Source organism: Crystallibacter degradans, from assembly GCF_012952295.1.
GTDB classification, from domain to species: domain Bacteria; phylum Actinomycetota; class Actinomycetes; order Actinomycetales; family Micrococcaceae; genus Crystallibacter; species Crystallibacter degradans.
On record NZ_JABBCH010000001.1, the window covers coordinates 577,240 to 604,063 of the forward strand.

The following is a 26,824-nucleotide window of genomic DNA, read 5'->3' on the forward strand; positions in this document are numbered from 1 at the left end:
GACTCTGATCAAAAAAGGAAACCCATGTCCCAGGATCATGACCTGATTGCCCTCGACTCCCTGCTGACCGAGGAGGAGCGGCTGCTGCAGAAGAACGTCCGCTCCTTCGTTGACTCGGCGATCAAGCCCAACATCGCCGGCTGGTACGAAAAGGCCGTTTTCCCGCTGGAGATTGTGCCGGAGATGGCCAAGCTCGGCCTGCTCGGCATGCACCTGAAGGGCTACGGCTGCGCCGGGCGCTCCGCGGTGGAATACGGCATCGCCGGCGCCGAGCTTGAAGCCGGCGATTCCGGCCTGCGCACCTTCGTCTCCGTGCAGGGCTCGCTGGCGATGAGCGCCATTTACAAGCACGGCTCCGAAGCGCAGAAGCAGGAGTGGCTGCCGCAGATGGCCGCCGGCGAAGCCATCGGCTGCTTCGGCCTCACCGAACCCACCGCCGGCTCGGACCCGTCCAGCATGAAGACCTTCGCCCGCCGAGACGGCGAAGACTGGATCCTCAACGGCTCCAAGCGCTGGATCGGCCTCGCCTCCGTGGCCAAGGTCGCCATCATCTGGGCCCAGACCGACGACGGCGTCCGCGGCTTCGTGGTCCCCACCGAAACCGCCGGGTTCAAGGCCACCCCGATCGAGCCCAAGCTCTCCATGCGCGCCTCAATCCAGTGCGACATCGAACTCACCGACGTCCGCCTGCCCGCCGACGCCGTCCTGCCGGACGCGAAGGGGCTGCGCGGCCCGTTCGAGTGCCTGAACGAAGCCCGGTACGGCATCATCTGGGGCGCCATGGGCGCCGCCCGCGACGCCTGGCAGGCCGCCGTGGACTACTCGAAGGAACGCCTGCAGTTCGACAAGCCGCTGGCCGGCTACCAGCTCACCCAGGAAAAGCTGGTCAACATGGCGCTGGAGATCAACAAGGGCTTCCTGCTCGCCCTGCACCTGGGCCGGCTCAAGGACGCCGGGCAGCTGCAGCCGCACCAGATCTCCGTGGGCAAGCTCAACAACTGCCGCGAGGCCATCGAGATCGCCCGCGAATGCCGCTCCATCCTCGGCGGCAACGGCATCACCTTGGACTACTCGCCGCTGCGGCACGCCAACAACCTCGAATCCGTGCGCACCTACGAAGGCACCGACGAAGTCCACACCCTCATCCTGGGCCAGAAGATCACCGGCCTCCCCGCCTTCCGGTAGCCGGCTGCCGCACCATACGGTCCTCCCATCCATCACGTCCCTCCGCTACTTCAAGGAGCGAGCATGACCTCTCCGGTACAGCTTCAGCACTACATCGACGGCGCCTGGGTTCCCGGCACCGGCTCCCCCATCACCAGCTACAACCCGGCCCGCCCGGACGAGGTTGTGGCCCAGGGCCTGCAGGCCGGAGCAGCCGAGGTGGAGCAGGCCATGACCGCCGCAGTTGCGGCCAAGCGCGAGTGGGCCCGCACCCCGGCGCACGAGCGCGGCGCCGTGCTGCTCCGTGCCGCCGTCGTTATTGAACAGAACGCGGAAGCCTGGGGACTGGAGCTCGCCCGCGAGGAGGGCAAGACCCGGGCCGAGGGCCAGGGCGAGGTGCTGCGGGCGGCGCAGATCTTCCGTTACTACGGGAACGACGGCGACCGTAGCGCCGGCGAGATCTTCTCCTCCCCGCGGCGCGGCGAGAAGATCCTCATCACGCGCAAGCCGCTCGGCGTGGTCGGCGTGGTCACCCCGTTCAACTTCCCCATCGCCATTCCGGCGTGGAAGATCGCCCCGGCTCTCGCGTACGGCAACACCGTGGTCTGGAAGCCCGCGAGCACCGTGCCGCTGCTGGCGCTGCGGCTGGCCCAGGCGCTGGACACCGCGGGCCTGCCGGCGGGCGTGCTGAACCTGCTGATCGGCCCGGGTTCCATGGGCAACTCCATCGTGGAGCATCCGGCGCTGGACGGGCTGACTTTCACCGGTTCCACCGGCGTGGGCCGTCGCCTGGCCGCCGAAGCAGCCGGCCGGGGCGTTCCGGTGCAGGCCGAGATGGGCGGCAAGAACGCCGCCGTCGTCCTCGCCGACGCCGACCTCGAACTCGCCGCCGAACAGGTCATGCTCGGCGCGTTCCGCTCCACCGGGCAAAAATGCACCGCTACTTCGCGCCTCATCGTGGCCGAGGCCATCGCCGACGAATTCCTCGCCACCCTGGCCGAACGCGCCAACGCGCTGGCGGTCGGAGACCCGGCCGATCCCGCCATGCAGATGGGCCCGGTGGTCAATGACGGCGCCCGCAAGTCCATCAGTGACGGCATCGACACCGCGCTCTCGCAGGGTGCGCGGCTGATCGCCGGCGGGCAAAAGTACGACGACGGCGACCTCGCCACCGGTTACTTCATCCCGCCGACCATCCTGGAACTCCCCGCAGATCAGGAGCTCGATGTCTGGCGCGAGGAGCTCTTCGGCCCCGTGCTGGCCGTTCGCCGGGCCGCCACCGTGGAGCAGGCCTTCAACCTCGCCAACGACAGCGAGTTCGGGCTCTCCGCCGCCCTGTTCACCCAGGACGTCACCCGTGCCCTGGACGCGATCGACGACCTGGACGTCGGCATCCTGCATGTGAACTCCGAATCCGCCGGCGCCGACCCGCACGTGCCCTTCGGCGGCGCGAAGAAGTCCGGCTACGGTCCCAAGGAACAGGGCGCCGCTGCCAAGGAATTCTTCACCCACACCACCACCGTCTACCTGCGCGGCGGAACAGCCGGAGTCTAAGGAACTTATGAACCCCTCGATCGAGAACATCAAGCACATTCTGGTCATCGGATCCGGCGCCATGGGCTCGCAGATCGGCATGGTCGCCGCCCTCGCCGGCTACCGCGTCACCGTCCAGGACATCGCCGAGGACATGCTCGCACGGGCCAAGGAGCAACTGACTTCCCGGATGCAGGCGAACGTGGCCAAGGGCCGCGCCAGCCAGGCGGACGCCGACGCCGCACTCGGCAGGCTCTCCTTCAGCACGGACCTCGCCGCCGCGGCAGCGGATGCCGACTTCGTCATCGAGGCCGCCACCGAACGCCTCGAACTCAAGCAGCACATCTTCACCCAGCTCGGCGAACTCACACCGGCCCACGCCATCCTCGCCACCAACTCGTCCACCCTCGGCTCCTCGAAAGTCGCCGAAGCCAGCGGCCGGCCCGAGCAGGTCTGCAACATGCACTTCTTCAACCCGGCCCTGGTGATGAAGTGCGTGGAAGTCGTGCGCAACGAGGCAACCTCGCAGGCCACCGTGGACACCACCCTTGAACTCGCCCGGCGCTTCGGCAAGGAACCCGTCCTGATCAACCGCGAGATCCCCGGCTTCGTCGCCAATCGCCTGATGGGCGCCATCCAGAAGGAAGCCCTCGCCCTGCACGCCGCCGGCATCGCCACCCTCGAAGACATCGACACCACCGCCAAGACCGCGCTCGGCCACCCCATGGGACCGTTCGAGCTCATGGACATGGTTGGCCTGGACGTAATCGACTTCATCGCCCAGGCAACCTACGCCGAAACCAACGACGACGCCGACCGCCCGGACCCCGCCATCACGGACCTCGTCGAACAAGGCCGCCTCGGCCGCAAGTCCGGTCGGGGCTGGTACGACTACAGCTGAGGACCGGAAACCAGCGATGGGTCCGCGCTTGGGTATATCGCAATCTGTCCCTGACGTGTATCGTATAACCGCACGCATCACGTGCATTGGGGTTATCAAGTTTGGGGACTTGTTATGTTGGGGAAACTTCTTGCTGCCGTTGTGGCAGCCCTTCTTCTGGTTGCAGGACTCGCGATTCCGGCCGAGGCGGCCACTGTCTATAAGGCATCACTGCGATCGGCTGCACGTTCGCTGCCGGTGGCCGTGGAGCGGAACACCGGTTACGACCGCGACCGCTACTTCGGCTCCTGGAAGGACACGAACCGGGACTGCCAGACCACCAGGGCCGAGGTCCTGATCCAGGAGTCCAAGGTCCGGACCAAGTACACCACTGCCAAAGGCTGCACGGTCCGCACGGGCAAATGGGTAACCAACTGGGACAACCGCACGCATTACTCGGCGTCGGCAGTCCAGATTGACCACCTTGTCCCGGTGCATGAAGCCTGGGGATCCGGGGCGCGCTACTGGTCCCAGACCCGTCGTGTCGCCTTCTACAACGACCTGGGCGACGGCCGGGCACTCAGCGCCCAAACGTCCGCTCTGAACTCGGCCAAACAAGCCAAGGGTCCGGAAGCCTGGATGCCGCCGAAGAACCGCTGCAAGTACGTGGCTGACTGGGTTGCGATGAAGGTCCGCTGGGGGCTCAAGGTGGACAGCACCGAGAAGAAGGCCCTGATCAAGCACGCCGACTCCTGCGCCGCGTCAACCATCACCGTCACCAAGGTCTGATGATGAGCGTACTTGCGAAAGTCGCGCTGGACCGGACTTTTGGGTCAATAAAGCGGCAGTTGGATTGGGTGAAGCTGTGAATTAAGTACCTGTTTAGCCGAAGTAGGCTGAGTGCAGACGGATTTGGCCCCGCTCAGGGCCGACCGACGGCTGCGCCACAGAACGCGCCGAGCAGCGTTATGTGTGTCAGCTCCACGCGCTAGGATTAGCTGGTGACTGCGATGGGGAAAGTGGAGTTCGGACGGCTCACGGAGGCGTGGAAAGGTGAGGCTTCTGACTTCACGCCGCTGCTAGCCGAGCGTCTCGACGAAATCGGCGCTGCCATCGGGGTGGATCTCGTCGCGATCGGCAAGACCGAGGTTCCGACGATCGGCGGACGCCGAATCGACATCGTCGCCGAATGTGTCGACGGAACCTCGTTCGTGATTGAGAACCAGTACGGTCGCGCTGACCACGATCATCTGACCCGCGGTCTCGCATACGCGGTTGCGCCCCCACGTGCCCGCGGCCTCGTGGTCATCGCTGAGGAACATCGCGATGAGTTCCGTGCCGTTGCCGAATACCTTAATGACCTGGCTGAACTGGACCCGGACAAGGGCATCAAAGTGTGGCTGGTCGAAGCGCGGGCCGTCCGGATCGGCGACAGCCCCTGGGCGCCGCTGTTCGACACCATCGTGCAGCCGAATACCTTCACCACAAGCGTCGGCGCAGTCAAGCGCAACGCAGACCTTGCCGCTGCCGACGAGTTCTGGTCTCGATTCACCGACTCCTCACTACGACAAGTGGTCGAGCAGATCATCAGTCGGTGGAAGTCGTTGGGCCACGGGGTCTGGTACTACCGGGATGGCCACGCGACGCTAACTGCCCGCGCACCCGTAACGGGCGGGTCCGGCCAACGCTCGGTGGTCGCACTGTACCCGGACGGACACGTCGGCATCCCATTCAGCTCCTACGCCGGCAGCAACAGTGGCTTTGCTGTTCCGGCGCTGACGACAGACTCGTTCCGCAACCGGGCGAATGCGCTCTTCGGTTTCGATGGCAGGGAACAGCGGGCCAAGACCGGCCCCGGTTGGATTTCCGAGGCCGGGATCGACGACCTGATCACGTTCTCGACGGAAGTCGCCGAGGCCTATCGGGCCGAGGTCGAGCGGATGACCGCTGACACAGGCGAGCAACTCGTTATCCCACACGGCGACGGCTGAGCGCAGGCGGACTCCAGCGCAGTCTCACAGGTACTCGAAGCAGGCATGTTCGGTGCTGAACCAGTCCTGGAACTGCCCGAGCGTCTTCGGGTAGTCCACACCCGCCCGCGGCATCCGCTGCGACAAATCGGCCATGGAGCATTCAGAGCCTACTTCAGCTAAGCAGATACCTAATAGCTGTGATCTATAGAGAGACCAGCAGACAGGGCACCGGCAGTCATACCCAGATAAGACGGCGGCTCAACGATGGTCGAAGCGATCGACTCTACGGCAATCGAACTCGCTCCTGCTCTGGAATCGGCGCGGGCCGCATACGGCCACTATGACGAAATCACCAAGGGGAACGAAACAAGGCTAAAGACACTGCGGAGCGCCGACGAGAAGGATCCCCGTGTCCCCGGATTGCTTGAGACCGGAACGAAAATGCTCAACACCGTTGGGTCGAACCGGGAATTTTGGTGTGTTCGGTACTGCCGGGAACTAGAACGGACCAACAAACTGGAAGTCGTGCGCGAGCAGCTTCTCGCTGCTCGCTATCGGCTGGAGGTGGCCCAACAACCGGCTGAGGGACACGCTCATCTGGCCTCGCTCGCCGCTGTTGCGGAACCGCTGACAAGTGCGGCGAATACTGATCAGCCCGAACTGCGCGAAGCGCTGCGGCCGGTTCGCGAAGCTGAAGCCTTGGCGGAACTGAAAGAGCGGTCATGACAGAACAGAGAAATCTGAGCGACGCCGTTGAACCTACGGTGGCCGCCGTGGTCTGTCTCCCGGTCCGCAGAACCACTGGCGGAATGGACGGGATGAAGCTCCTCTCCGTGGCAACTGTCATCTGGCTTATTGCTTCCGCAATCGCCGGTGTACCTGGTGCCGTTTGCATCCTGATCCTCATTTTGCTCTTGACCCTTGCTGGCCTGGGTTTCCTCAAGCTAAGGAAAAGGAGCATCACGCGCTACGAAACCACCGTCAACGAAGCACTACACCGCGACCTTCACAGCAATCTACGGATCTCGTATTTTCGAGCGTCGCTGCTCCGCGCGGGACAGTTAATCAGGCTGCAGGACGGCAGCTAAAGCTTCACGATCATCATGGGGAGCTTGGCTGCGGGAAGTCCGACCGGCGCTGATACTCAAGTCACAATTACCGCCATGCACGGCGACCTTGGCCTGTCCGCGTTCAATGACATGGTCCGTGCCGTCATCGGACGTTAGCCCCAGGGAGGCAGCGAGGCTACTGCTTCGCTGCCGGTTCGCCGGCCGGACGGTCCAACTGCACGATGGACCAACGCATGAAGAACTGTGTGAAGGGTCCGATCAGCAGCGCGTAGGCCAGGGTGCCGAAACCAACGATGCCGCCAAGCAGCCAACCGGCGCCCAGGACAGCAAGCTCGATGCCGGTGCGGACCAACCGCAGGCTGAGTCCGGTGCGCTGGTGCAATCCGGTCATGAGCCCGTCGCGCGGCCCGGGGCCAAACTGGCTGCCGATGTAGAGCGCTCCGGCCAGTCCGTTGAACACCAGCGCCACTGCGAACAGGCCCCATTGGCTGGCGGGATGATCTGCCGCGGGAATGAAATACAGGCCTACGTCCGTGGCGACACCGATCCAGACGACGTTGGCGACGGTACCGAGACCCGGCCACTGCTTCAGCGGGATCCAGAGCAGCAGGACCAGGAAGCCCACAATAATGACCACGGTGCCGAGGCTGAGGTTGACTCGCTCCGCGATGCCGTAGTGGAAGACGTCCCAGGGATCCAGCCCGACGCCGGCCCGGACAAATGCCGCCATCGCCAGCCCGTAAAGGCTCAGGCCGATGAACAGCTGCACCAAACGGCGCGGCAGGCGCCCCGCCTTGAGCTGCTCCAGCGGGCTCAGGTTGCTGAGCTCGATGTTGCCGCCCCCGAAGCGCCGCTTGGCTGCGGCCGTCGTCGTCGTTGGCTGGGTATCTTGATCAGTGGTGGTGTCGGGGCTTGCTTCCGTGCTCATGGCATCAATACTCCCTCAAAGTGGCCTTCAAAAAAATAGCCAATTGCGAGAGAATGGCCACATGGATTTACAGAACCGGCGGGTCTCCGCCACAAGGCTGCACTCGATGATCGGCCCGCTGGCGGAGGAAGGACCTGCTTACGCCTCGCTGGCCCGCGGCATCCGCCGGTTGGTGGCCAATGGACGGATGCTCCACGGAACAGTCCTTCCGAGCGAGCGCGAACTGGTCACGGAGCTGGGCCTGAGCCGCACCACGGTTTCGCGGGCCTACTCGGAACTGCGGGACCGCGGCTTCGCTACCGCACGCCAGGGATCCGGCACCGTCATCACGGTTCCCGGCGGTCCGGCGTCGGGCGGCCAGGAACCGATGCCCGACGGCGGGATCGAGCTGGAAGCAATCGGCCGCCACGCGGTGGATCTGACCTGCGCCGCGCCGTCCGCTCCTGTCGGCATGGTGGAGCACTACGAAGCGGCCATGGCTCAGCTGCCTGCCTATATTTCGGGCATGGGCTACTTCCCGCTGGGTTTGCCCGAGCTGCGCAGCGAGATTGCCCGGATGTACGGGCAGCGCGGACTGGAGACCTCGCCGGAACAGATTGTCGTTACCAACGGTGCTCTGGCCGGCTTCGCCGCCGTGATCCGCGCGGTGCTGCCTCCCGGCTCCCGGGTGCTGGCGGAAAGTCCCAGCTATCCAAACAGCATCGCGTCGCTGCGGCACCACGGCGCGCGGGTGGCTGCTGTTCCCATCGGCCCGGACGGAACGGATCTTGAGGCGGTGGGCCAGGCGTTGCGGCGGGTCCAACCGGCGGCGATGCTCTGCCTGCCCGATTTCCACAACCCCACCGGAACCCTGCTGGACAACACAGGCCGCGAACGTTGGGCACGGCAACTGGATGCTGCCAAGACCGTGGGCATCGTCGATGAGACCGCGGTGGATCTCTGGTGGGACACCGAGCCCGACGTCAAACCGATGGCCGTTTACTCGGATCGCATCATCTCCATCGGCAGCGCCAGCAAATCCCATTGGGGAGGTCTGCGGCTGGGCTGGATACGCTGCCCCAGGTCATTGCAGGGCGCAGTGACCACCATGCGTACCTCACTGGATCTCGGCGCGCCCGTGCTCGAACAGCTGGTCCTCACCCGCATGCTGCAGACCGGAAGTGGATTGCCCGAGGAGTCCCGTACCCGTATCCGCGCGGAGCGGGACTGGCTTCATGCCACGCTCACAGACCAGCTTCCCGGTTGGAAGGCGAACCTGCCTGCCGGTGGACTGTCGCTCTGGTGGAACCTGCCCGCGCCCCGGTCGACCGTCCTGGCCGAGGCCGCCGCACGGCGCGGAGTCCTGCTGGCTCCCGGCTCTGTGTTCGCCGTCGAAGACCATGGACTGGAGCACTGGATCCGCACCCCGTTTGCGCTTCCGCACGAGGAACTCGAAAGGGCTGTTCCCGGCATCGTGGCGGCCTGGAACGAGGTGGCCTGACCCGGAAGCTCTCCGGGTACGGGACTGCGTTGTGCGCATGGAGGGTCCGGAGGAACATATAACGTACCGCGGCCGCTGGGGGCTCCGGCACGGGAAGTCATCAGTCCGCCGACCTGGTCGGCACGGCCTCGAAGGACAATCCCATGACCACCACACAATCCGGTGTACAAGCTTCCGGGGCACCGGGAACTGCAGCTTCACAACGTGCCGCGGCCATCGCAGCCATTCCGTCGTACCAACTGATCAACACTTTCCTGAACAACTCGCTCTACGCGCGCCGTAAATTCGAGCCGACCGCCTGCGATTTCGGCTTCGGCAATCCCCACCAGATGCCCCAGGACGAGTATGTTACCGCGCTGCGGGACGTGCTGACACCACGGAACAACGAATGGTTCGCGTACAAGACCAACCTGCCGGAGGCGCAGGATGCTGCGGCGGCTTCGCTGCAGCGGCTCTTGGACGTGCCCTTCGAGCCCGAGCACATCTATCTTTCAACCGGAGGCTTCACCGCCATCGCGTTGGCGCTGAAGGCCGTAACCGATCCGGGCGACGAGGTCATCTATAGCCTGCCGCCGTGGTTCTGCTATGAACCGATCCTCGTGGAGTCCGGCCTGACACCGGTGAAGGTAAAGATCAACACCGAGACCTTCGACCTCGACCTGGAGGCGATCGCCGCGGCCATCACGCCACGGACCCGTGTGGTCATCGTCAACTCGCCCAACAATCCCACCGGCCGCATCTACCCGCCGGAACTGCTGGCCAGGCTGGCCGCGCTGCTGGAAGAGGCCTCGGCCCGCAACTCCCGCCGCATCTACCTTGTCTCCGACGAGGCCTACAACCGGATTGTCTACGACGGCCTGCGCTTTCACAGCCCGGTGGAGTTCTACCCGTTCACGCTGCTGGCATATTCGTATGGCAAGACCCACCTCGCGCCCGGCGAGCGGGTCGGTTACCTCGCTCTTCCGCCCACGATGCCCGACCGGGACCAGCTCCAGGCTGTCATCCAGGCACTGCAACTGGCCACGGGCTGGGTCTATCCCAACGCCACCCTGCAATATGCGCTGCCGAAGCTGGAAACGTTCTCCATCGACGTCGGCCGGTTGCAACGCAAACGCGACGTCATGGCCGATGCGTTGGCCGGGATGGGGTACAAGGCGAAGAGGTCGGAAGGATCCTTTTACCTCTACATGGAATCCCCCGTGCCCAACGACCTGGCTTTCACCGAGAGACTGGCAGCCAAGGATGTCTTTGTCCTTCCGGGCATCATGTTCGAGACGCCGGGATTCTTCCGTATATCCCTGACGGCAAACGAAGACATGATCGAACGCAGCTTGCCGATCTTCCGCACTGTTATCGAGGAGGCGGGCGGGTAGGCAGCACCGCATTCCGCACGGTGTGCGCGGAACGCGGTGCTGGTCTGTTTTCACCAATCCCAAGCTTTAGTCATCTGAATTCACCCTTTCGACGGGTTCTGGGAGACCGCGAACGATATCCCGTGAAATGTATAGCGGTCCGCCTCAGAACGCGGACGAGAATCGATTGCCTCGCAGGCACTTCAGGCAGACGGCCGGTACGGCTGTAACAAGAGGTGGTGTGGGCACGATGTAGCGACTGATGGATATCCAGGGCTTCTACAAGCGCCGCCAAAAGAAGGACGTTCAGCTGCTCAGGCCGGTTGGGGCGACGACATGCATGTGGGCGCAAGGGATCGCGCTGCAAGAAACCGGCCGCCGGAAAGCCCGGCGCAGCAGGAAGCAGATCAGTCAGGCGTGGAGCCGGGATCAAAAGCCGGCGATGCGGGCAGGGCTGTGGATTCGGTCCTGTAGGCCAAGGTGGCGGCAAGCCACTGGTACTGCCCGCTCGTCAGGTAAGCATCCGCCGAACCGTGGCCCGCGGATCCACCGCCACCGCCACCACCGGAAGAACCACCGTTCGTGACGGGGAATGAAGACACCGGTACGGGCCCTCCAGTTGGGGACGGAACCTCTGCTCGGTTGAGGCTGGCGTTGCTGTCGGGGGCCGGGGAAACGCCCATAGCAGGAAAGTGGTTCTGGCCGGGAGACTGTGCTTGAAGATCGATGGTCTCCGCCGTCGTTATGCGTCCGTCCTGACTCTCTGATGGGAACGCAATGCCCTCGCCTGTCGTGCGGCCGGGTGCGTCTTCGACTGCAGGGGAGCCAAACCGCTCCTTCGGGCTCACAGCGGCTGCGGCGGGTGTTGTCACCTCAGCCTGCGAGGCAGGTTCCTGGCCGGCAGGCACGGGGTCGGCGGCAGGCGCGGCCGGTGCCGGCTCGACGGGTTCAGGCTCAGAGTCCGTGACCGGAACGGCAGGAGGCTCGGGCAGAATCGGGACAGCGGGGCGGAGTTTATCGGTCACAGGTTCAAGCACCTGTTCAACAGGAGCGGTGACCACCTCGATGGGAGCGGTGACAACGTCAACAGCTTCATCCAACTGGCCGACGACGGCGTCAGTGACGGTCGCAAGGGGCTTCTCCGGGAGGACGGAGGGCAGGCCCGCGTCCTGCACCGCAGCGTCGAGGTGCTCTACGGCGACATCCAGTTCCTGGACCACGGCCTCCGCCGCCGGTACCACCGCTTCGACGACTTCCGCCGCTGGCACCACCGCTTGGACCACTTCCGTCGCCGGGGCCTCGATAACGGGTGCGGCAGCCTCGACGACAGCACCGAGTTCCTGAACTACACCAAGATCAGTCGGAGCCGGTTGAACCGCAGGCGCCGCAGCCCCAGTTAAACCAGAAGTGGCTTGACCTAGTACTGCGTTGACGGCTGCAGCTGCGGGGTCCTCCAACTCTGCGGCTGGTTTTTCCACTGTTTGAAGCGTCGCTTCGAGCGCGGCCAGACCCGCGGATTCGTCGGAGGCAGCCGCCGTCGTTGTCGAAAAGAACGTCCATCCCAGCGCGCCGAGACCGGCGGCGAGGAGAACGCGGGCAGAGACAGCAACTGGCTTCGCTAGGTGGTTTCCCATGGCTGCCCCCTCCCCCACATGGAACGTGTAATCAATGTAAGCATGCTTCACATGTGATGTAAATAACACGTCACTGCATTCCGGATATCCGGTCTAATTAGAGCTATTCGCCAGCAAATTCCTATTGCCGGGGCAACGACTCGCCGGTCGGCGGCTAGCCTTGCCACATGGAACGGCGGGGCTCGTCGTCAGTCCCGGTCTAAGCAGAAACCACATTCAAATAGGGGGAACCGTTATGGCTTCAAATAGTCTGGCTTCACTGAAAACGTCTGCCTCTGAGAAGCTGGCGAAATACACCTCCACGAGCTTGGGTTATGCCTTTAATGCTTATGACCACAGGGGTGATATCGATGCACCGCTCGCGCCTTCCGACGTTTTGATGGCCAACCTCCTGAGCCTTCAACTGAGCGGCCGTGACGTCATCCCGCTCTTTTCCGAAGGAGACGGACCGGCGCAGCGTCTTCGGCATGCTCTCGACAACGCCCTGGTCAATCTCCAGGGAGCACGATCATTCGAATCGTATGAAACGTTGGAAGAGCTCGAACAGTCTCTCGAGAGTTTGGCCCAAGCCAACACTGCTGCTATTCCGGTCAAGTGGTGGACGGCCGTAACCGTGTCGAAGGTGCTGCATCGCCGCCGACCCCACATCGTGCCGCTCATCGACTCCCGCGTACGTGACTTCTATGGCACGAGGCGTCCGGAGCACATCAGGCGGGCGCTCTGGGAGGACATCCGGGAAAACCTCGAGTGGCTCACCGACCTAGCAGCTACTCGGAATACCCCTGACGGACACCAATTGTCCGTCCTTCGGCTCGCCGACATTCTCATCTGGACGCCATAGCCCTACACCCAGGTAGAAGACGCGGCTCAGGAATGACTTGATCAGGCCGCGGCTGAAGATCAAGGCCTACAGCGGCGGCAGCTTGCCGGCCCAGGGGCGGGCCTGCTCCACGTCGGCGCCGATGCGGAAGACCGTGAGGTCGTCATAGGGGTGGCCGACGATCTGCACGCCGGTGGGACCACCGATGTCGGACAGTCCGCTGGGTACGGCGAGCACCGGGCAGCGGTTGTTGATGTTGAACGGCGCGGTCATGCGCGTCTGCCAGTAGTGGTCCAGGTGCGCTCCCCCGACATCGATCCCGTCAAGGTAGTCCTCGTCGGCCTTGAGCGTCGAGACCGCGGAGGCGGGACACATGAGGGCATCAAACCCGTCCATGGCACTGGCCAGCTGCGCCTAGATACGCGTTTCCGCCTTCAGTCCGTCGAGCAGGCTGTTCCGGGTAGCAGCGGCACGGGCATCGGCCACGAAGCGGCGGGTGTAGGCGGCGAGTTGATGATCCTCGCATGAGCAAGCTGACCTTCACGCCGCCCGTGCCCACGCTGACCTACGAGCGCGTGGTGCAGCAGATCGAAGAGGCCATCCTCTCCCGGGAGATCGAGCCGGGCCAGCACCTTCCCAGCGAACGTGAACTCATGGTGCAGTTCTCGGTCAGCCGCCCCATCATCCGCGAAGCCCTGCGTGTTCTGCAGAGCCAGGGACTGATCGCGTCCCGTCCCGGCGGACGCAGCGGGCCGGAAGTCCTCGCTGTCTCACCCGACAGCCTCGGACGCTCCTTCACCACCATGGCCCGCATCGCCTCGCTGTCCCTTTCGGAATTGGTCCAGTTCCGCATTGTGCTGGAGAGCTCCGCCTGCCAGCTGGCCGCGGTCCTGCACACAGAGGAACAAGCCGAGAAAATGCGCGACGCCGTCGAGCGCATGGAAGCGGAAGTCGCCAACGGCTCGGACAGCTTCAACCGCGCCGACCTGGACTTCCACACTGCAGTCTGGGAGGCAAGCCACAATTGCCTGCTGCGGATCTGCGGCGAAGCCGTCGCCGGTTCCATCCTCAACCTCATGAACGACCGGATGGAACGCTCCGGAAACTCCACGGCCGCCATGGAAGGAGTCGTCGAGCGGGACCGCGCCATTTTCCAGGCCATCGCCGCCGGCGACGCCGCGGCCGCCGGCAACACCGCCCGTAACGCCATCGCCGCCTACTTCGCCGACTACCTCGACGAAGAAGGCGCACGCGGGCTTAGCGCCCTGACCGGCGCAGCCGACACGGCCTAATGTGCTCGATGCAGCAGTCTGCTTCCGCCAGCCGGGCGTAGCCGGCCAAGTGTCCCGCCGCCGCGGCCGATTCCGTGATGCCAGATGGCTGGTTCTGCGGTACGCCGGAGGTCAGCCCGCCAGCCCGAGGAACGCCATCAGAGCGCGCTCGGCTTCAACGAGCTGAGCAGTGGGAGGCAGCCGATCCGTTCCTGGACGTTGGAACGGCGGACTGTGGTGAGCTTGTCGATCATGACGTAGCTGGGCTGCCGGTCCAAATATCGCGCGGTTCACTCGTCCCAGGCGATCGACACAGCTTCAATGAAGTCCTGGTCGTCGTTGTCCCTGCTGGCGGCTGCAACGGCGGCGGACTGCCGATGCGCCTCGTCGGCGAACTGCTCGGTTCGCACGTCGGGCACCCACAGCTGGACGGGGCGGTATCCCTGCTCCCGCATCCGACGCCGATAGTCGTTGACCTTGTCGCGGTCTCGCATACAATCCACGTTACCTGTGACGCTGTGGACATGCTTTCGTACGTCCGCGGGCAGCTGCGTCCATGAACAGATCAACAGCGTGCGGTCTATGTCTCGCTCACATAGTCCTGCTTTGTTTCCAGACATTCAGCCCACGAGAATAAGTGTGTGTTCGATGACGATACCGTTGCTGACGGCCAGGCCACCCTGCCGCTCCTCGACGGCCTGGGAGACGTGACTCTGGCCCATGAGCTCAAAGAGCTCCGCCTTGACAACGCACGACTGCGCAAATTGCTTGAGCTTAGCGAAGAGGAAGCCAGAGCCGCGCACAGGGATCAGCCAACCCTGTCGCTGGAAGGCCCTGCAGGCCCAGTGACCAAGACTTCGCCGCCGGAGCTGAGGGTGCGGTTTTTCCAGGACCTGTTCCGCGCACGCACCGACATCTTTGCCCTGCGCTGGGAGAATCCCAAGGACGGACGATCCGGTTGGGTTCCCGCCGTCGCAGGCGGCTGGCGCAAGGGAATGAAGCGTGAGTCGGCCGACTATCTTCGGCTCACCCCCGCCGTCGTCGACGCCCACCTGCGCGGCCAGCAGCACATCGGCCTGTATCCGCTCGCCGAGGACGATACTTGCTGGTGGGTCGCGGCCGATTTCGACGGCGCGGCAGCCATGCTCGATGCCCTCGCCTATGTCAAGGCCGCCCGGTTCCGAGGTATCCCGGCCGCCCTCGAGGTCTCCCAGTCCGGGCGCGGCGCCCATGCCTGGATCTTCTTCGCCTCCGCTATCGCGGCGGCGAGCGCCCGCGAGCTGGCGACCGGCCTGATCCACGAGGCCATGGGTCTGCGTGGCAGCATGAGCCTTTCCAGCTATGACAGACTATTTCCGTCCCAGGATATGCATTCGGGCAAGGGGCTGGGGAATCTGATCGCGGCCCCGTTGAACGGTCAGCGGCGCCAGCATGGAACAACCCTGTTCGTGGACACCACTACCCTTGAACCCTACGAGGACCAGTGGGCGTACCTATCCAGCTTGGAAAGGTTGTCTTCTGGCGCCGTAGCTCGCCACGTCCGCGCTCTGCCAGCGGTCCGGTTCGGCCACGACGTACGGCGTCTCGAGTTGCCGAAATCGTCGAAGATCGTTCCGCGTCCGGCACTGATCATCCACGCCAAATTCGACGCCCGGCTGACGGTCACCGCGACCGAGCTGGGCCCGGCAATGATCTCCGCAGTGAAACATGCCGCATCGATGCCCAATCCAGAGTTCCAGGCCCGCCAGCGCCAGCGCAGGTCAACATGGAATATCCCACGCTTCCTGCGCAGTTACGATGAAACGCTCGACGGCGACCTGGTCCTGCCTCGCGGCCTACTGCCGTTGCTCGGCCAGCTGGTAGATTCCTCCGGCAGCTCACTGCGTATCGAGGACCAGCGCTCGTCCGGCACCGCCTACGCGTTCAGCTGTGCAGCCACCCTGCGGCCGGACCAGCAACAGGCAGTTGAGGACTTGACCCCGAGCGAGCACGGCGTTCTGGTCGCACCTCCGGGCACAGGCAAGACGGTAATCGGTTGCGCCATGATGGCTGCCCGCGGCGTCTCGACCCTGATCCTGGTGGATCGCAAGGCCCTGGCCGAACAGTGGCGCAAACGCGTCGGCGAGCTGATGGGCGAAAAGTGCGGCCAGATCGGCGGCGGCCGGACCAAGACCACAGGACGGATCGACGTCGCTCTCCTGCCCACGCTGGCCAGGCGGGAGAGCATCGGCGAACTGACCAAAGAATACGGATTCGTCATCGCGGACGAGTGCCATCATGTCCCGGCTGCCGCATTCAGCCAGGTCATGGATCAAATTTCGGCGCGCTACTGGCTCGGCCTCACTGCCACTCCGTACCGGCGGGACCGCTTGGACGAGCTGATGTTCCACCAGTTGGGCCAGGTGAGACACACCATGGCGCTGCAGGATCCTGAAAAGTTGCCCCGCGAGGGCAACGAGATTCCGTCGCCGGTTCTGTCGCTGAAGGTCCATCCGACGTCGTACACCTACAGCGGCGACGCCGATCCAAGCGCGCCGGGCGGGATCTCCAAGATCTACAAGGATCTTGTCGCCGACGAGGCGCGACTGCAGCAGATTGTCGACGACGTCATGGCGGCGCACCAACAGCAGGCCAAGATCCTGCTGCTCACCACGTGGAAGACTCACTTGGACCAGTTCGCCGAGCGCTTCCGGGCGGCCGGTCTGGCTCCCTTGGTCTTCAGCGGAGCCATGAAGGCGAAGGCGCGGCAGGAAGCCGTCGCCCATTTGGCCGCGGTCGACAATGCCGGTCCCCTGCTGGTGCTCGGCACCGGCTCCTATATCGGCGAAGGCTTCGACTGCCCACAGCTGGACACCCTGTTCCTCGCCGCGCCAATATCCTTCAAGGGCAGGCTCGTCCAGTATGCCGGGCGCATCACCAGACCATATCCTGGCAAAACTGTGGCTACGGTCCACGACTACCACGACGAACTCACGCCTGTGCTGGCCGCATCTTTGAACAGGCGCGCGCCGGGGTACGTATCGCTCGGATTCTCCGACCCGAGGAGGGCCTAAGAGACAAGTCGGACTGACGGTGGTACTCCAGACCGGGATCAGGAAAGCCCACGTCGCCGGCGGCGCCCAGCTGCCTCAGAGCGGCTTTTTAGCCAACTCGCGAATCCACTCAGGTGTTTCTTGTCCGAGCTTTCGGTCGGTGGTTACCCAGAGACGGGCAGCTCTGATCCTGATACGCTCCTGCTGCGGAGTTCTGGTCGCTGTAGACGCCGGCTTTGCCTTGCACTTGCGCGGCATAACGGTGCTCATTGATCGACCTCGATTCCTTCATCGTTGCATCCATTGTCTCTTGCCTTCAGGCTACCGTCCAGAACGCCACCATCGCTTCCGCTGTGGCAACTCCGGCGCACGGAAATCGTTCTTAGCCACATTGTCCACTGCTGCCAGCTTGATGAGTGCGGCCTCCTCCTCGCCGGCCAGCTTGCTGCGGGCCAGCAGATCAAGCACGCCCAGGCCTGTCTCCTTGCGGAACGGATCATCGGACAAGGACGCGTCCAGGGCCCACTGGGCACGCTCCCACCACTGCGACCGTTCGTCGGCCTCCGCCTTCTGTTCCAGAGCAGCGCGGTCCGCTTCCGCCTTCTGATCGAGGGATTTCCAGCCGATCCAAGCGGTGATCCCTGCGGCCAGCAGGACCGCCATTGGACCGAACGAAGCTACGATCTCCCACCATTGAGGGTGGCCATTCGAAACGATGACAACATCGACCGGTTCGGTCACCTCCTGGAGGATCATTGATTCATCCTAGGAGACTGGGGAGTCAGCCGCGGAAGACACACGAGCAGTTGTGCATAAGCTGTGAGAGCACTGTTTCGAGCTAGTACAAGCTACTTGGTCGAAACGAAGTTCCCGACCACCACCGCCCCATTACCTCAGTCTGCAGATCCACGCCTGCGAGCATGTCGTCGTCGTTGGTCAGTTCCTTCTCGTTGTGCGAGATGCCCTCAACGCTGGGCACGAAAAGCATGATCGTCGGGACGATGTCCTTCATGTTCGTCGAATCGTGCCCGGCCAGCGTGCGAACGGTTCCGTAGGGCAGTTCCAGCGCCCCCGTTGGCCGCATAGGGAACTGCACCTCGGAAAATCAGACTCAGAATTTCGAGTCCAACTTTCGGGGTGCAGTTCAACGCCGGCGCTCTCCTCGTCTCGCCGTGGTTACAACTGAACGGCGCCAATCTGCTGCATCAGTTTCAGCATGTCCGTCGCTCCCCAATGCTCGACCACTTTGCCGTTCTGAACACGGATGATGTCGATGCCGGCGAACTCCACAGTGTTGCCGGTGGGGGCAGTCCCCATCAGTTCGCCCTGGTGGGTACCGGTGAGGACGACCCGGGCCGCCTCCAGGTCCCCATCAGTCATCGTGGGTTCGATAGTCTTCGCCTTGATGTCAGGGAAAGCCTTCCTGAAGGTGTCAACGTAGAATCTGATGCCGTCCAGACCTGACGGCTGCCCCGGCATGGGCTCCTCATGATCCGTGTAGCTCTCACTGCCCAGCTCGTCGATCAGGTCCAGGTTCCCTCCCTCCATGATTTCCCGGTAGAACCGCTCGATAAGTCCTGATCCGCGTGCCATGATCCGCTCCTTCGCTGGCTGCAAATCCCCCGATTCGATGATCCCACCGGCGGCATGGCGACACGCCGCCGCAGGGGCGCGCTTTAGCTGCGGGTGTGAACGCTGACCGCTGGGACTACATCTTCTCCATGATCAGCAACTTCCGGGCACGCCCACCAGTTTTCGTATTACGATATTGTCATGGATGCAGACGAGACAATCAATGGCGTTCCGGTCTCCGAGGAGCAGATCGCGCAATGGGCAGCCGAGGCCGAAGCTGGGTACGACGTCGACGCATTGAAGAAGCGGGGCCGAGGAAGGCCCGGGCGGGGCACAGAGCCATCGCAGGTCATCGCGCTTCGTCTCACCTCGGAAGAGCTCGCCGCTATCGACGATCGGGCGGCATATGAAGGGAAGACGCGTTCCGAGGTCATCCGCGAAGCGCTGGCGACGTTCGCTGCGTAACCGATCAGAGCGGCCTCCAGTACCTTCCGGCTCGCTACTACGGCGTCACGCGCAGCCTGACTAAGGCGAAACGAAGTCCCCTAGCACCACGCGCCCCAGCACCTCGGTGAGCAGATCCACGCCGGCGAGCATGTCGTCGTCGTTGGTCAGTTCCTTCTCGTTGTGCGAGATGCCCTCGACGCTGGGCACGAACAGCATGATCGTCGGGACGATGTCCTTCATGTTTGTCGAGTCATGCCCGGCCAGCGTCCGGACGGTTCCGTACGGCAGTTCCAGCGCTTCGGCGCTCTTGGCGGCAAGGCGCATGCCGGCCTCGTCGTAGGCTTTGGCAGCCCAGACATGTTCGGCGCCGCGTTCGATCCGCACGCTCGCCTTCCGCTCGATCTCGGCGACCCGGCGGTGCAGTTCGGCGTCGGCGGCGGCCAGCACATCGGGGTCGGTGCTGCGCACATCGACAAGCAGCTCCACCCGGCTGGCCACCACCACGGGCGAGTTCGGGTAGACCGTGAACTCCCCGCAGGAGGTGATGACGGAATGCTCGTCGGTACTGAACTCGTCGGCGATCTCCCGCGCGGCGACCACCAGCGAGGATGCCCCGAGCAGCGCGTCATGCCGGTCGGCGATCACGGTGGCGCCGGTGTGCGCCTGCTCCCCGTGCACGATGAACTCGTACTTGTTCGCACCCCAGGTGGATTCGACCAGGCCGATGGTCAGTCCGGCGTCCTCGAGCGACCGGCCCTGCTCGATGTGGATCTCCACATACGCGGCAAGGTCCAGCGAGAAATCGCCGATGGTACCGATGGCCTCCAGCGCCTCGCGGACGGTGGTACCGTGCGGATCCGTGGTGGCCAGCACCTGCTCGGCGGGCAGCTTGCCGGTGAACACGGAACTGCCCATCATGGAGGGCTTGAACCGGCAGCCTTCCTCGTTGAACCAGTTGATGACGGCGATGTTGAACGCCGGCTCGGTGCCCTCTGCCGCCAGCCGTTGCTGCAGCCGGATCGCCGCATGAGCTCCGGCCAGCACACCATAAGCGCCGTCGAACCGTCCGCCCAGCGGCTGCGAGTCCAGGTGCGAGCCCACCGCGATGTACGGGGCGCCGGGCTTCAGTTCAAGCAGCGCGAACTGGTTTCCCACCGCGTCGTAGCGGACGTCGAAGCCGTGGCCTTCCACCAGGCCCCGGAACCAGGTCCGCGTCTGGCCGTCGACCAGCGTCCCCGCCTGCCGGTCCACTCCCCCACCAGCCGTTGCCCCGAACGTGCTCATCGAGCGGAAGTCGTGCAGGAAGGCGCTGGCCTCGTCGCCGGAAACGGACGGGGCGGACTGCGCGGAGGTGGTGGTCATGAGTGGAATCCTAACGGCTCGGTCTGACGTGTGGATGTTGATCAGCGAACGACGGCGGCGCCCGGCTCGGGCGCGAAGAGAGACTCGGGTGCGGGGCTAGTAATGCGGCCGGACTCTGGGCCAGCAGCGGAGCGGGTCCTCGGGGCGGCAGCGGCGTCCGAAGCCGTGCCTGCGCCCAGCCTGTCGTAGCTGAATTCGCCGCCGACGATCGTGGCCAGCACCTGAAGGTCGGAGATGTCCGGCGCGTCCAGCGGCGACCCGGAGAGCACGGCGAAGTCCGCCAGCTTCCCCCGGCTCAGTGTGCCCTTCTGGTCGGCAGTGCCCGTGGCCCGGGCAGCCCAGTCCGTGTAGGTCCGCAGCGCTTCCTCGGCGGTGAGGCCCTCGGCCGCTCCCCCAAGGATCTTGCCCTGTTCGGTGCGCCGGTCCACCCAGGACTGCATCGCACGCAGCACGTTGTTGTCGGCCACGGGCAGGTCGGAGCTGCCGGCCACGAGAATACCGGCGTCCACCAGCGAGCGCCCCCGGTACAGCCAGCCTTCGCGCTCCGGCCCTACCAGTGCGGCGAACTGGTCGCCGAGCGGACCGATGAACGCTGCCTGCGGGGCGACGGCGATCCCGGCGGCGGCGACAGGCGCCAGCTGGTCCGGCCGGGCGATGCCGAAGTGCTCGATCCGGTTGGGCAGGTGGTTCCGGCCGTAGCGCTCCTGGCAGCCAACAATAATCTCGGTGGCCAGGTCGATGGCCGCGTCGCCGATCGCATGCAGCGCGATCGGCCAGCCGGCCCGGTAGGCGGCGTCGACGCGTTCGCGGTAGGCCTCGGGCGAATCCAGCAGGTAACCGGTATTGTGCTGGTGCCCGCAGTAGTCCTCGGTCACCGCGGCGGTCGCGCCCAGCAGCGAGCCGTCCATAAACACCTTCACCGGCCCCAGCGACACCCACTCGTCGCCGAAACCCGCCACGGCGCCGAGGTCCAGTCCGCGGCCGGAGCCGGTCCCGTGCATATCCGCCGCGTTTGCCTCGATCGGCCGCAGCGAATCCAGGGCGGGCATCAGCTGCGCGCGGGCGTGCAGCTTTCCGGACCGCTTGGCCGTCAGATACGCCTGCACTTCCACCGGGCTGTGCCCGATCCAGCCGCCGCCGATGCCGGCTTCGGTGAAGCTGGTGATGCCTTCGGCTGCGTAGCGCGTGGTCGCTGCGTCCAGCGCCTCGACAATCCGCTCCACCGGATACGGCAGCAGCAGGTTCTGAATCAGCTGCTGGGCGGACTCTTCAACCACCCCAGTTGGATACCCGTCGGCCCCGCGCAGCACGGCACCGCCGGTGGGGTCGGTGAAGCCGGGCTCGAAGACGCCGGCCAGCCGCAGCGTGGCGGAGTTGGTGATGGACAGATGTCCGGAGACGTGCCGCAGGTACAGTGGCCGGTCGCCGGTGATCTCGTCCAGCCGCCGAATGTCCGGGAAAGCCCCGCCGTGGTGCTTGTGGTTGAAGCCGGTGCCGTTAACCCAGGAGTCAGGGGCGCCGCCGGGCAACGCATCCAGCCGTCGCACCTCGGCTTCGAGCAGCGCGTAGAGCTCCTCAAGCCCGCGGGCCTGCTCCAGTTCAACGGCGCCCAGGCCCAGCCCCCACCACGTGGTGTGGCAGTGCGCGTCGATGAAACCGGGCACCACGGTGGCGCCGCCCAGCGAGACTTCCCGCTCGGCTGTGCACCCCTCAAGCTCCTCGTCGAAGCCGGCGATCCGCCCGCCGAGTACGCCCACGGAAGTGGCCCGGGGACGGTCGGCTTCAAGGGTGATGATGTCGGCGTCGCGCAGGATCAGGTCCAGTTTCATCGCGAAACCTCGTCCGCCGCAGCCAGACCGCCGTCGCCGGCGTCCGCAGCCCCAAAGCCGGCGACCTCCGCCAGCTCTTCCGGCGCGTTGGCAGTGCCCGGCGGCATCGTCTCCGGATCGGTCACCAGGTGCAGCAGTGCCAACTTTCCGCTGGACAGCGCACGCTCCAGCGCGGGCCCGAACTCTTCGGTCTTCTCCACCCGTTCGCCGTGTCCACCGAAGCTGCGGATCCAGTCGGCGAAATCCGGGTTGACCATCGAGGTGCCGGACGGCCGGTCCGGGTAGTGGTTGCGTTGGTGCAGCACAATAGTGCCGTAAATCCCGTTGTCCACCACGATCACCAGCGGAGCGGCACCGTGCGCCGCGGCCACGGCCAGTTCCTGCGCGTTCATCAGGAAGTCGCCGTCGCCGCAGACAGCCACCACCTGCCGGTCCGGCTCAATCAAGGACGCGGCAACGGCGGCCGGAACGGCCAGGCCCATGGCCCCGTTGCGCGGCCCGATCAGCGAACCGAACCCGTGGTGGGTCAGGTAGCGGTGGCCCCAGAGCGTCGCGTTGCCCGCGCCGTACGTGACCACCTTGTCCGCGGGCAGCCGCTCTTCCAGCACGCCGAACGCCACGCCCAGGTCAACGCCCGGGCTGTTGTCCGGCCGCGGGGTGGCGTACCGGCGCTGGTCCTCGGCGAGCGCTTCCATCCAGCCGCTCCCCCGGCTCCCGCGCGCCTCCGCGGCAGCCGGCAAGGCCGCAACAAACGACGACGGCGACACCGCCAGATGCAGGTTGATCCGGCCGGAATGCGTCGCGGCATCCGGGTCCGGCAGCACCAGCACCGTCGGCGTGTTGAAGCCCTTGGTGTAGCCGTCGCTGAGCACGTCGGTCCGTCCGCAGCCGACGAACACCAGCAGGTCGGCCTCGTCCAGGCGGGCCGCCAGCGTGTCCGCGCGGCCGTAGCCCAGCCAGCCGGCCCAGGCCGGAGAACCGTGCGGCACGACGTCGTACGCCCGCCAGTCCGCGGCCACCGGAACCTGCGCCTCGGCTGCCCAAGACGCGAGCTTCCCGCCGTCGTCGCCCCAGCCGTCCCCGCCAACCACAACAAGCGGGCGGGCGGCGGCGGCCAGCCGGCTGGCCAGTTCCTCCATCGCGGCCGGCGGCGGCACGGCAGCGGCCAGCGAACGCGGCGGGACTACGTCGGCGTCGGTCATACGGACCAGCACGTCCTCCGGCAGGCCGATCACCACCGGCCCGGGCCGGCCGGACACCGCCAGCTGCAAAGCCTCGGCCACGGTCTCCGCGGCGCGGTGTTCGTCGTCGAGCACCGCCACGCGCTTGGCCGTGGTCGAGAACCATCCCTCCAGGCTGAACTCCTGGAACGAATCCCGGCCCCGGTCCGCCACGGGGATCAGCCCGACAAACAGCACCAGCGGCGTCGCATCCTGCCAGGCGGTGTGCACCGCGATCATCGCGTTCGCCGCGCCAGGCCCGCGGGTGACCATCGCGATGCCCGGAATGCCGGTCTTGCGCCCCTCGGCCAGCGCCATGAACCCGGCGCCGCCCTCCTGGCGGCAGACCACCGTGGACACGGGCGAATCGTGCAGCCCGTCCAGCACGTCGAGGAAGCTCTCCCCCGGGACGGAATACACACGGCGGACGCCGTGCGCCTCAAGCTGGCGGACTATCAGATGGCCGGCTGACTGGGACATAGTGTGGAGCTCTTTCATCAGGAAGTCGTCGTCGGGAGTTCGTCGGGAGGTTCAGTAACGTCGGCGGCAGGTCGTCGTCGTACGTTGAATTTAGTGCTTGAAGCCGGGCAGGTCCACGCTCATGCGCGGGGCCACGGCACCGGCAACGGCGGTGAACAGGCTCAGGAACACCAGCATGGCGGCGGCCGGCCACCAGTGGTTTGCGGCGGCGGCCACCATGCCCGTAGCCAGCAGCGGGACGAAGCCGGAGAGCATGCCGGCGGTGTTCTGCGCGAAGCCCACGCCGGTGTAGCGGGTGCGGGCCGGGAACAGGCCGGTCAGCACCGTGCCGGAGGCGGCGTACGGGAAGGACAGCGTTGCCACGGCGAGGACCATACCGACTACCACCAGCACGGGGTTGCCGCTGGCCACCAGCATGAAGGACGGAACCGCGGCAATGGCGGAGGCGATGCCGCCCACCAGGATCACGCGGCTGCAGCCGTAGCGCTCGCCCAGCCGGCCGCCCAGGATCAGGATGGGGATTTCCACGATGGCGGCGATCATGCCGCCGAGCAGCATCAACTGCGCGGAGTAGCCCAGGATGGCCACGCCGTAGTAGACCACAAACGCGGTGACCAGGTAGAAACCGCCCACGCCCAGCAGGGCCGCGGCCATGCCGATGATGATGTGCTTCCAGGACTCGCGCAGCGTGGTGCGGATGGGGGCCTTCTCCACCTGGTCGTGCTCCATCAGCTCGGTGAAGACCGGGGACTCTTCGAGCCGGCTGCGGATGTAGAGCGCAATCAGCAGCATCGGGATGGCGGCCAGGAACGGGATGCGCCAGCCGAACGAGTTGAAGCTCTCCTGCGAGAAGAACAGCGTCATCAGGAAGAAGCCACCCGAGGAGAGGATGGTGCCGATCGGCGAACCGATCTGCGGCAGCGCGGCGTAGCGGGCGCGGCGCTCCAGCGGCGCGTTCTCCACCACAATGGTCATCGCGCCGGACCACTCGCCGCCCACAAACAGGCCCTGGAACACGCGCAGCAGCACCAGCAGCACCGGAGCGGCAATGCCGATGGCGGCGTAGGTCGGCAGCAGGCCGATCAGCCCGGTCACCGCGCCGATGCCCACAATGGTGACCATCAGGGTCTTGCGGCGGCCGATCCTGTCGCCCATGGCACCGAAGAACATGCCGCCCAGCGGACGGGCTACCAAGCCCACGCCGAAGGTGGCGAAGGAGGCCAGCGCCGCCGCCGTGGCGTTCTCGTTGGCGAAGTACTGGACGTTGAACACCAGCGCCGCCGCCGCGCTGAACAGGAAGAAGTCGTACCACTCCATCGCGGTGCCGATGAGGGCGCCCATGGAGACCTTCATCGCCTCCTTGTCGGTGATCTTCCGGGTGGCCCCGGCCTCGAGGTTCAGGGTCTGTGACATGGTGCCTCCACGCTTGGTGTTCGGACTGCCCATTGCGCCGAACGGTGCGCAACGGACTGGGAATGAACACCAGCATTCCAGAGTGTGCCGCGTCACACCCGCACGAAAAGTCGCGGGTTTCGGCGGCTACAATGTGCAAAAGCACAAAAATCGGGGCGGATAACACCATGGCAATACCCAGGAAACAAAAGAACGACGACGACGCCGCGCAGGCCGCCCGCTGGAACGGCCTGCTGGACCAGTTGTCTGTGGACGCGCTGACGGACCTCTTCATCGAGCGCGTCCTGCAGCTCGACGACTACCGCGACGGCGTCCTGCCGGCCAGCGAGATCCGCCGCACCGGTGCCGCCTCGTTCGAGGCACTGATCGAAAGCCTGCGCCCCGGCGCCGACAATGAACGCCTGATGGCCGAACGCCAGAACATCTCGCTGGACGTCGGTGTCTCCCGCGCCCGCGCCGGCATCCCCATCGAGTCGCTGATGACGGCCATCCGGATCGACTTCACCGTGATCTGGGGCGAGCTCATGGCGCTGGCGGATCCGGGCGACGCCGAGCTGCTGGTCCGCCGCGCCGAGACGGTCTGGCAGGTGGTGGACTCCTACGCCGCGCAGACCCAGGCCACCTACATCGCCGAGCGCCAGCGCATGGCCCAGGAAGCGTCCTCCGTGCGGCAGGGCCACGTCGCCACCATGTTCGGACAGGTCAGCCCGGCGCCCGAAATGCTCGCCCGCATCGCCGACGAGCTGGGCATCAACGAAGACGCTCCCCTCGTCGTGGCGGCAGCAACAACGGACGACGCCGCCGCCCTCCGTGTGGTGATCGCCGCGGCTTCCCGCCGTGGTACAGAAGTGTTCACCCACCCGTTGCCGGACGGGCTGGTCGCGTTCTGGGCCGCGGACGACCGCCCCGGCAGCGCCGTGCGCGAAGCCATCGAGCAGGTCCGGCAGATCAGGTGCGGCCTGGTGCAGCAGGTCCGCGGACTCGCGGACCTGCGCGTCGCGGCCCAGGCGGCCCGCGCCCTGGCATCCCTGGTCGAAGACACCGACCATCAAGCGCTCACCATGCGCAACGCCTGGGCACGCCTCGCCCGCCACCGCCTCTCGGAAACCGGCGTCCCCGTAGTCCCCGACGTCGAAGCAGCTCTGGCTCAAAGCGGACCAGCAGAAAGGGCGCGGCTGGAGGAAGCAGTCCGGTCCTACTTGGCCACCGGCAGTATCGCCCAGTCCGCCGACCTACTCTTCTGCCACCGCAACACGCTCATGAACCGCCTCCGCCGCTTCACCGACCTCACCGGCATCGACGTCACCATCCCCCAACAAGCCGCCCGCCTCGTCGTCGCCTGGTCCTGAACGTAGTCTGGTCCT

At 65.4% G+C, this 26,824-nt stretch carries 25 protein-coding genes; 14 read left to right on the forward strand and 11 right to left on the reverse strand.

Going from position 1 to position 26,824, the window contains the following annotated elements:
• Window positions 1-24: 24 nt before the first annotated feature.
• The 7 genes from HGO92_RS02625 (at window position 25) to HGO92_RS02655 (ending at window position 6,638) form a co-directional block, all read left to right on the forward strand.
• Window positions 25-1,185 (forward strand): acyl-CoA dehydrogenase family protein, encoded by a 1,161-nt coding sequence (locus HGO92_RS02625; protein WP_169991579.1) that lies wholly within the window; start codon window positions 25-27, stop codon window positions 1,183-1,185.
• Window positions 1,186-1,248: 63 nt separating this feature from the next.
• Window positions 1,249-2,718 carry an aldehyde dehydrogenase family protein gene (locus HGO92_RS02630; RefSeq protein ID WP_169991581.1) on the forward strand — a complete coding sequence of 490 codons (1,470 nt, stop codon included), beginning with the start codon at window positions 1,249-1,251 and terminating at the stop codon, window positions 2,716-2,718.
• Between the two features lie 7 nt (window positions 2,719-2,725).
• Complete coding sequence (locus HGO92_RS02635; RefSeq protein WP_169991583.1) at window positions 2,726-3,598, forward strand: 3-hydroxyacyl-CoA dehydrogenase family protein; 873 nt, start codon at window positions 2,726-2,728, stop codon at window positions 3,596-3,598.
• A 141-nt stretch (window positions 3,599-3,739) separates the two neighbouring features.
• Window positions 3,740-4,366, forward strand: a complete 627-nt coding sequence (locus HGO92_RS02640; RefSeq protein ID WP_346768821.1) for an HNH endonuclease family protein — start codon at window positions 3,740-3,742, stop codon at window positions 4,364-4,366.
• Between the two features lie 212 nt (window positions 4,367-4,578).
• Complete coding sequence (locus tag HGO92_RS02645; protein WP_169991587.1) at window positions 4,579-5,568, forward strand: hypothetical protein; 990 nt, start codon at window positions 4,579-4,581, stop codon at window positions 5,566-5,568.
• Between the two features lie 246 nt (window positions 5,569-5,814).
• On the forward strand, window positions 5,815-6,276 hold the full coding sequence (locus HGO92_RS02650; RefSeq protein ID WP_169991589.1) for a hypothetical protein: 462 nt from the start codon (window positions 5,815-5,817) through the stop codon (window positions 6,274-6,276).
• The gene (locus HGO92_RS02655; RefSeq protein WP_169991591.1) at window positions 6,273-6,638 is read left to right on the forward strand and encodes a hypothetical protein; all 366 of its coding nucleotides are present in this window, start codon (window positions 6,273-6,275) and stop codon (window positions 6,636-6,638) included. The genes HGO92_RS02650 and HGO92_RS02655 overlap by 4 nt, the downstream gene beginning before the upstream one ends.
• Before the next feature lie 157 nt (window positions 6,639-6,795).
• Here the strand turns inward: HGO92_RS02655 and yczE are convergent, their stop codons facing one another.
• Entirely contained in the window at window positions 6,796-7,548 is a 753-nt protein-coding gene (gene yczE, locus HGO92_RS02660; protein WP_240974338.1) for a membrane protein YczE, read from the reverse strand.
• 61 nt (window positions 7,549-7,609) lie between these two features.
• On the opposite strand from yczE, the gene yczR reads away from it, so the two are divergent.
• Both yczR and HGO92_RS02670 read left to right on the forward strand, forming a co-directional pair.
• On the forward strand, window positions 7,610-9,028 hold the full coding sequence (gene yczR, locus HGO92_RS02665) for a MocR-like transcription factor YczR (protein ID WP_169991593.1): 1,419 nt from the start codon (window positions 7,610-7,612) through the stop codon (window positions 9,026-9,028).
• A gap of 143 nt (window positions 9,029-9,171) precedes the next feature.
• A complete protein-coding gene (locus HGO92_RS02670) occupies window positions 9,172-10,401 on the forward strand; it encodes an aminotransferase class I/II-fold pyridoxal phosphate-dependent enzyme (RefSeq protein WP_169991594.1) in 1,230 nt (409 codons plus the stop codon).
• 386 nt (window positions 10,402-10,787) lie between these two features.
• Here HGO92_RS02670 and HGO92_RS02675 read toward each other — a convergent pair whose 3' ends face one another.
• Entirely contained in the window at window positions 10,788-12,014 is a 1,227-nt protein-coding gene (locus HGO92_RS02675; RefSeq protein WP_169991596.1) for a hypothetical protein, read from the reverse strand.
• A 235-nt stretch (window positions 12,015-12,249) separates the two neighbouring features.
• On the opposite strand from HGO92_RS02675, the gene HGO92_RS02680 reads away from it, so the two are divergent.
• Window positions 12,250-12,855: a DUF6308 family protein gene (locus HGO92_RS02680; protein WP_169991598.1), complete on the forward strand. Its 606-nt coding sequence runs from the start codon at window positions 12,250-12,252 to the stop codon at window positions 12,853-12,855.
• Window positions 12,856-12,921: 66 nt separating this feature from the next.
• On the opposite strand, the gene HGO92_RS02685 is transcribed toward HGO92_RS02680, so the two are convergent.
• A complete protein-coding gene (locus HGO92_RS02685; protein ID WP_277351851.1) occupies window positions 12,922-13,230 on the reverse strand; it encodes an amidase family protein in 309 nt (102 codons plus the stop codon).
• A 128-nt stretch (window positions 13,231-13,358) separates the two neighbouring features.
• On the opposite strand from HGO92_RS02685, the gene HGO92_RS02690 reads away from it, so the two are divergent.
• A complete protein-coding gene (locus HGO92_RS02690) occupies window positions 13,359-14,126 on the forward strand; it encodes a FadR/GntR family transcriptional regulator (RefSeq protein WP_169991600.1) in 768 nt (255 codons plus the stop codon).
• A gap of 269 nt (window positions 14,127-14,395) precedes the next feature.
• On the opposite strand, the gene HGO92_RS02700 is transcribed toward HGO92_RS02690, so the two are convergent.
• A complete protein-coding gene (locus HGO92_RS02700; RefSeq protein WP_169991602.1) occupies window positions 14,396-14,599 on the reverse strand; it encodes an antitoxin MazE family protein in 204 nt (67 codons plus the stop codon).
• Window positions 14,600-14,746: 147 nt separating this feature from the next.
• Here HGO92_RS02700 and HGO92_RS02705 point away from each other — a divergent pair, with 147 nt between their 5' ends.
• The gene (locus tag HGO92_RS02705; protein ID WP_346768822.1) at window positions 14,747-17,158 is read left to right on the forward strand and encodes a TOTE conflict system archaeo-eukaryotic primase domain-containing protein; all 2,412 of its coding nucleotides are present in this window, start codon (window positions 14,747-14,749) and stop codon (window positions 17,156-17,158) included.
• Window positions 17,159-17,458: 300 nt separating this feature from the next.
• Here HGO92_RS02705 and HGO92_RS02710 read toward each other — a convergent pair whose 3' ends face one another.
• From HGO92_RS02710 to HGO92_RS02720, 3 genes are all read right to left on the reverse strand, one after another.
• Window positions 17,459-17,893 carry a hypothetical protein gene (locus HGO92_RS02710; RefSeq protein WP_169991604.1) on the reverse strand — a complete coding sequence of 145 codons (435 nt, stop codon included), beginning with the start codon at window positions 17,891-17,893 and terminating at the stop codon, window positions 17,459-17,461.
• Between the two features lie 82 nt (window positions 17,894-17,975).
• A complete protein-coding gene (locus tag HGO92_RS02715; protein ID WP_440915749.1) occupies window positions 17,976-18,221 on the reverse strand; it encodes a hypothetical protein in 246 nt (81 codons plus the stop codon).
• A 92-nt stretch (window positions 18,222-18,313) separates the two neighbouring features.
• A complete protein-coding gene (locus HGO92_RS02720) occupies window positions 18,314-18,730 on the reverse strand; it encodes an ester cyclase (protein ID WP_169991606.1) in 417 nt (138 codons plus the stop codon).
• Window positions 18,731-18,910: 180 nt separating this feature from the next.
• Between HGO92_RS02720 and HGO92_RS02725 the strand changes: the two genes are divergently transcribed.
• The gene (locus HGO92_RS02725) at window positions 18,911-19,174 is read left to right on the forward strand and encodes a ribbon-helix-helix protein, CopG family (RefSeq protein WP_169991608.1); all 264 of its coding nucleotides are present in this window, start codon (window positions 18,911-18,913) and stop codon (window positions 19,172-19,174) included.
• Window positions 19,175-19,234: 60 nt separating this feature from the next.
• Here the strand turns inward: HGO92_RS02725 and HGO92_RS02730 are convergent, their stop codons facing one another.
• From HGO92_RS02730 to HGO92_RS02745, 4 genes are all read right to left on the reverse strand, one after another.
• A complete protein-coding gene (locus HGO92_RS02730) occupies window positions 19,235-20,518 on the reverse strand; it encodes a M20 family metallo-hydrolase (RefSeq protein ID WP_169991610.1) in 1,284 nt (427 codons plus the stop codon).
• Window positions 20,519-20,559: 41 nt separating this feature from the next.
• On the reverse strand, window positions 20,560-22,347 hold the full coding sequence (locus HGO92_RS02735) for an amidohydrolase (RefSeq protein ID WP_169991612.1): 1,788 nt from the start codon (window positions 22,345-22,347) through the stop codon (window positions 20,560-20,562).
• A complete protein-coding gene (locus HGO92_RS02740; protein WP_169991614.1) occupies window positions 22,344-24,047 on the reverse strand; it encodes a thiamine pyrophosphate-dependent enzyme in 1,704 nt (567 codons plus the stop codon). Before HGO92_RS02740 ends, HGO92_RS02735 begins: the two co-directional genes overlap by 4 nt.
• 90 nt (window positions 24,048-24,137) lie before the next feature.
• The gene (locus HGO92_RS02745) at window positions 24,138-25,460 is read right to left on the reverse strand and encodes an MFS transporter (protein WP_169991615.1); all 1,323 of its coding nucleotides are present in this window, start codon (window positions 25,458-25,460) and stop codon (window positions 24,138-24,140) included.
• 167 nt (window positions 25,461-25,627) lie between these two features.
• Here HGO92_RS02745 and HGO92_RS02750 point away from each other — a divergent pair, with 167 nt between their 5' ends.
• Entirely contained in the window at window positions 25,628-26,809 is a 1,182-nt protein-coding gene (locus tag HGO92_RS02750; RefSeq protein ID WP_169991616.1) for a helix-turn-helix domain-containing protein, read from the forward strand.
• Window positions 26,810-26,824: the final 15 nt, after the last annotated feature.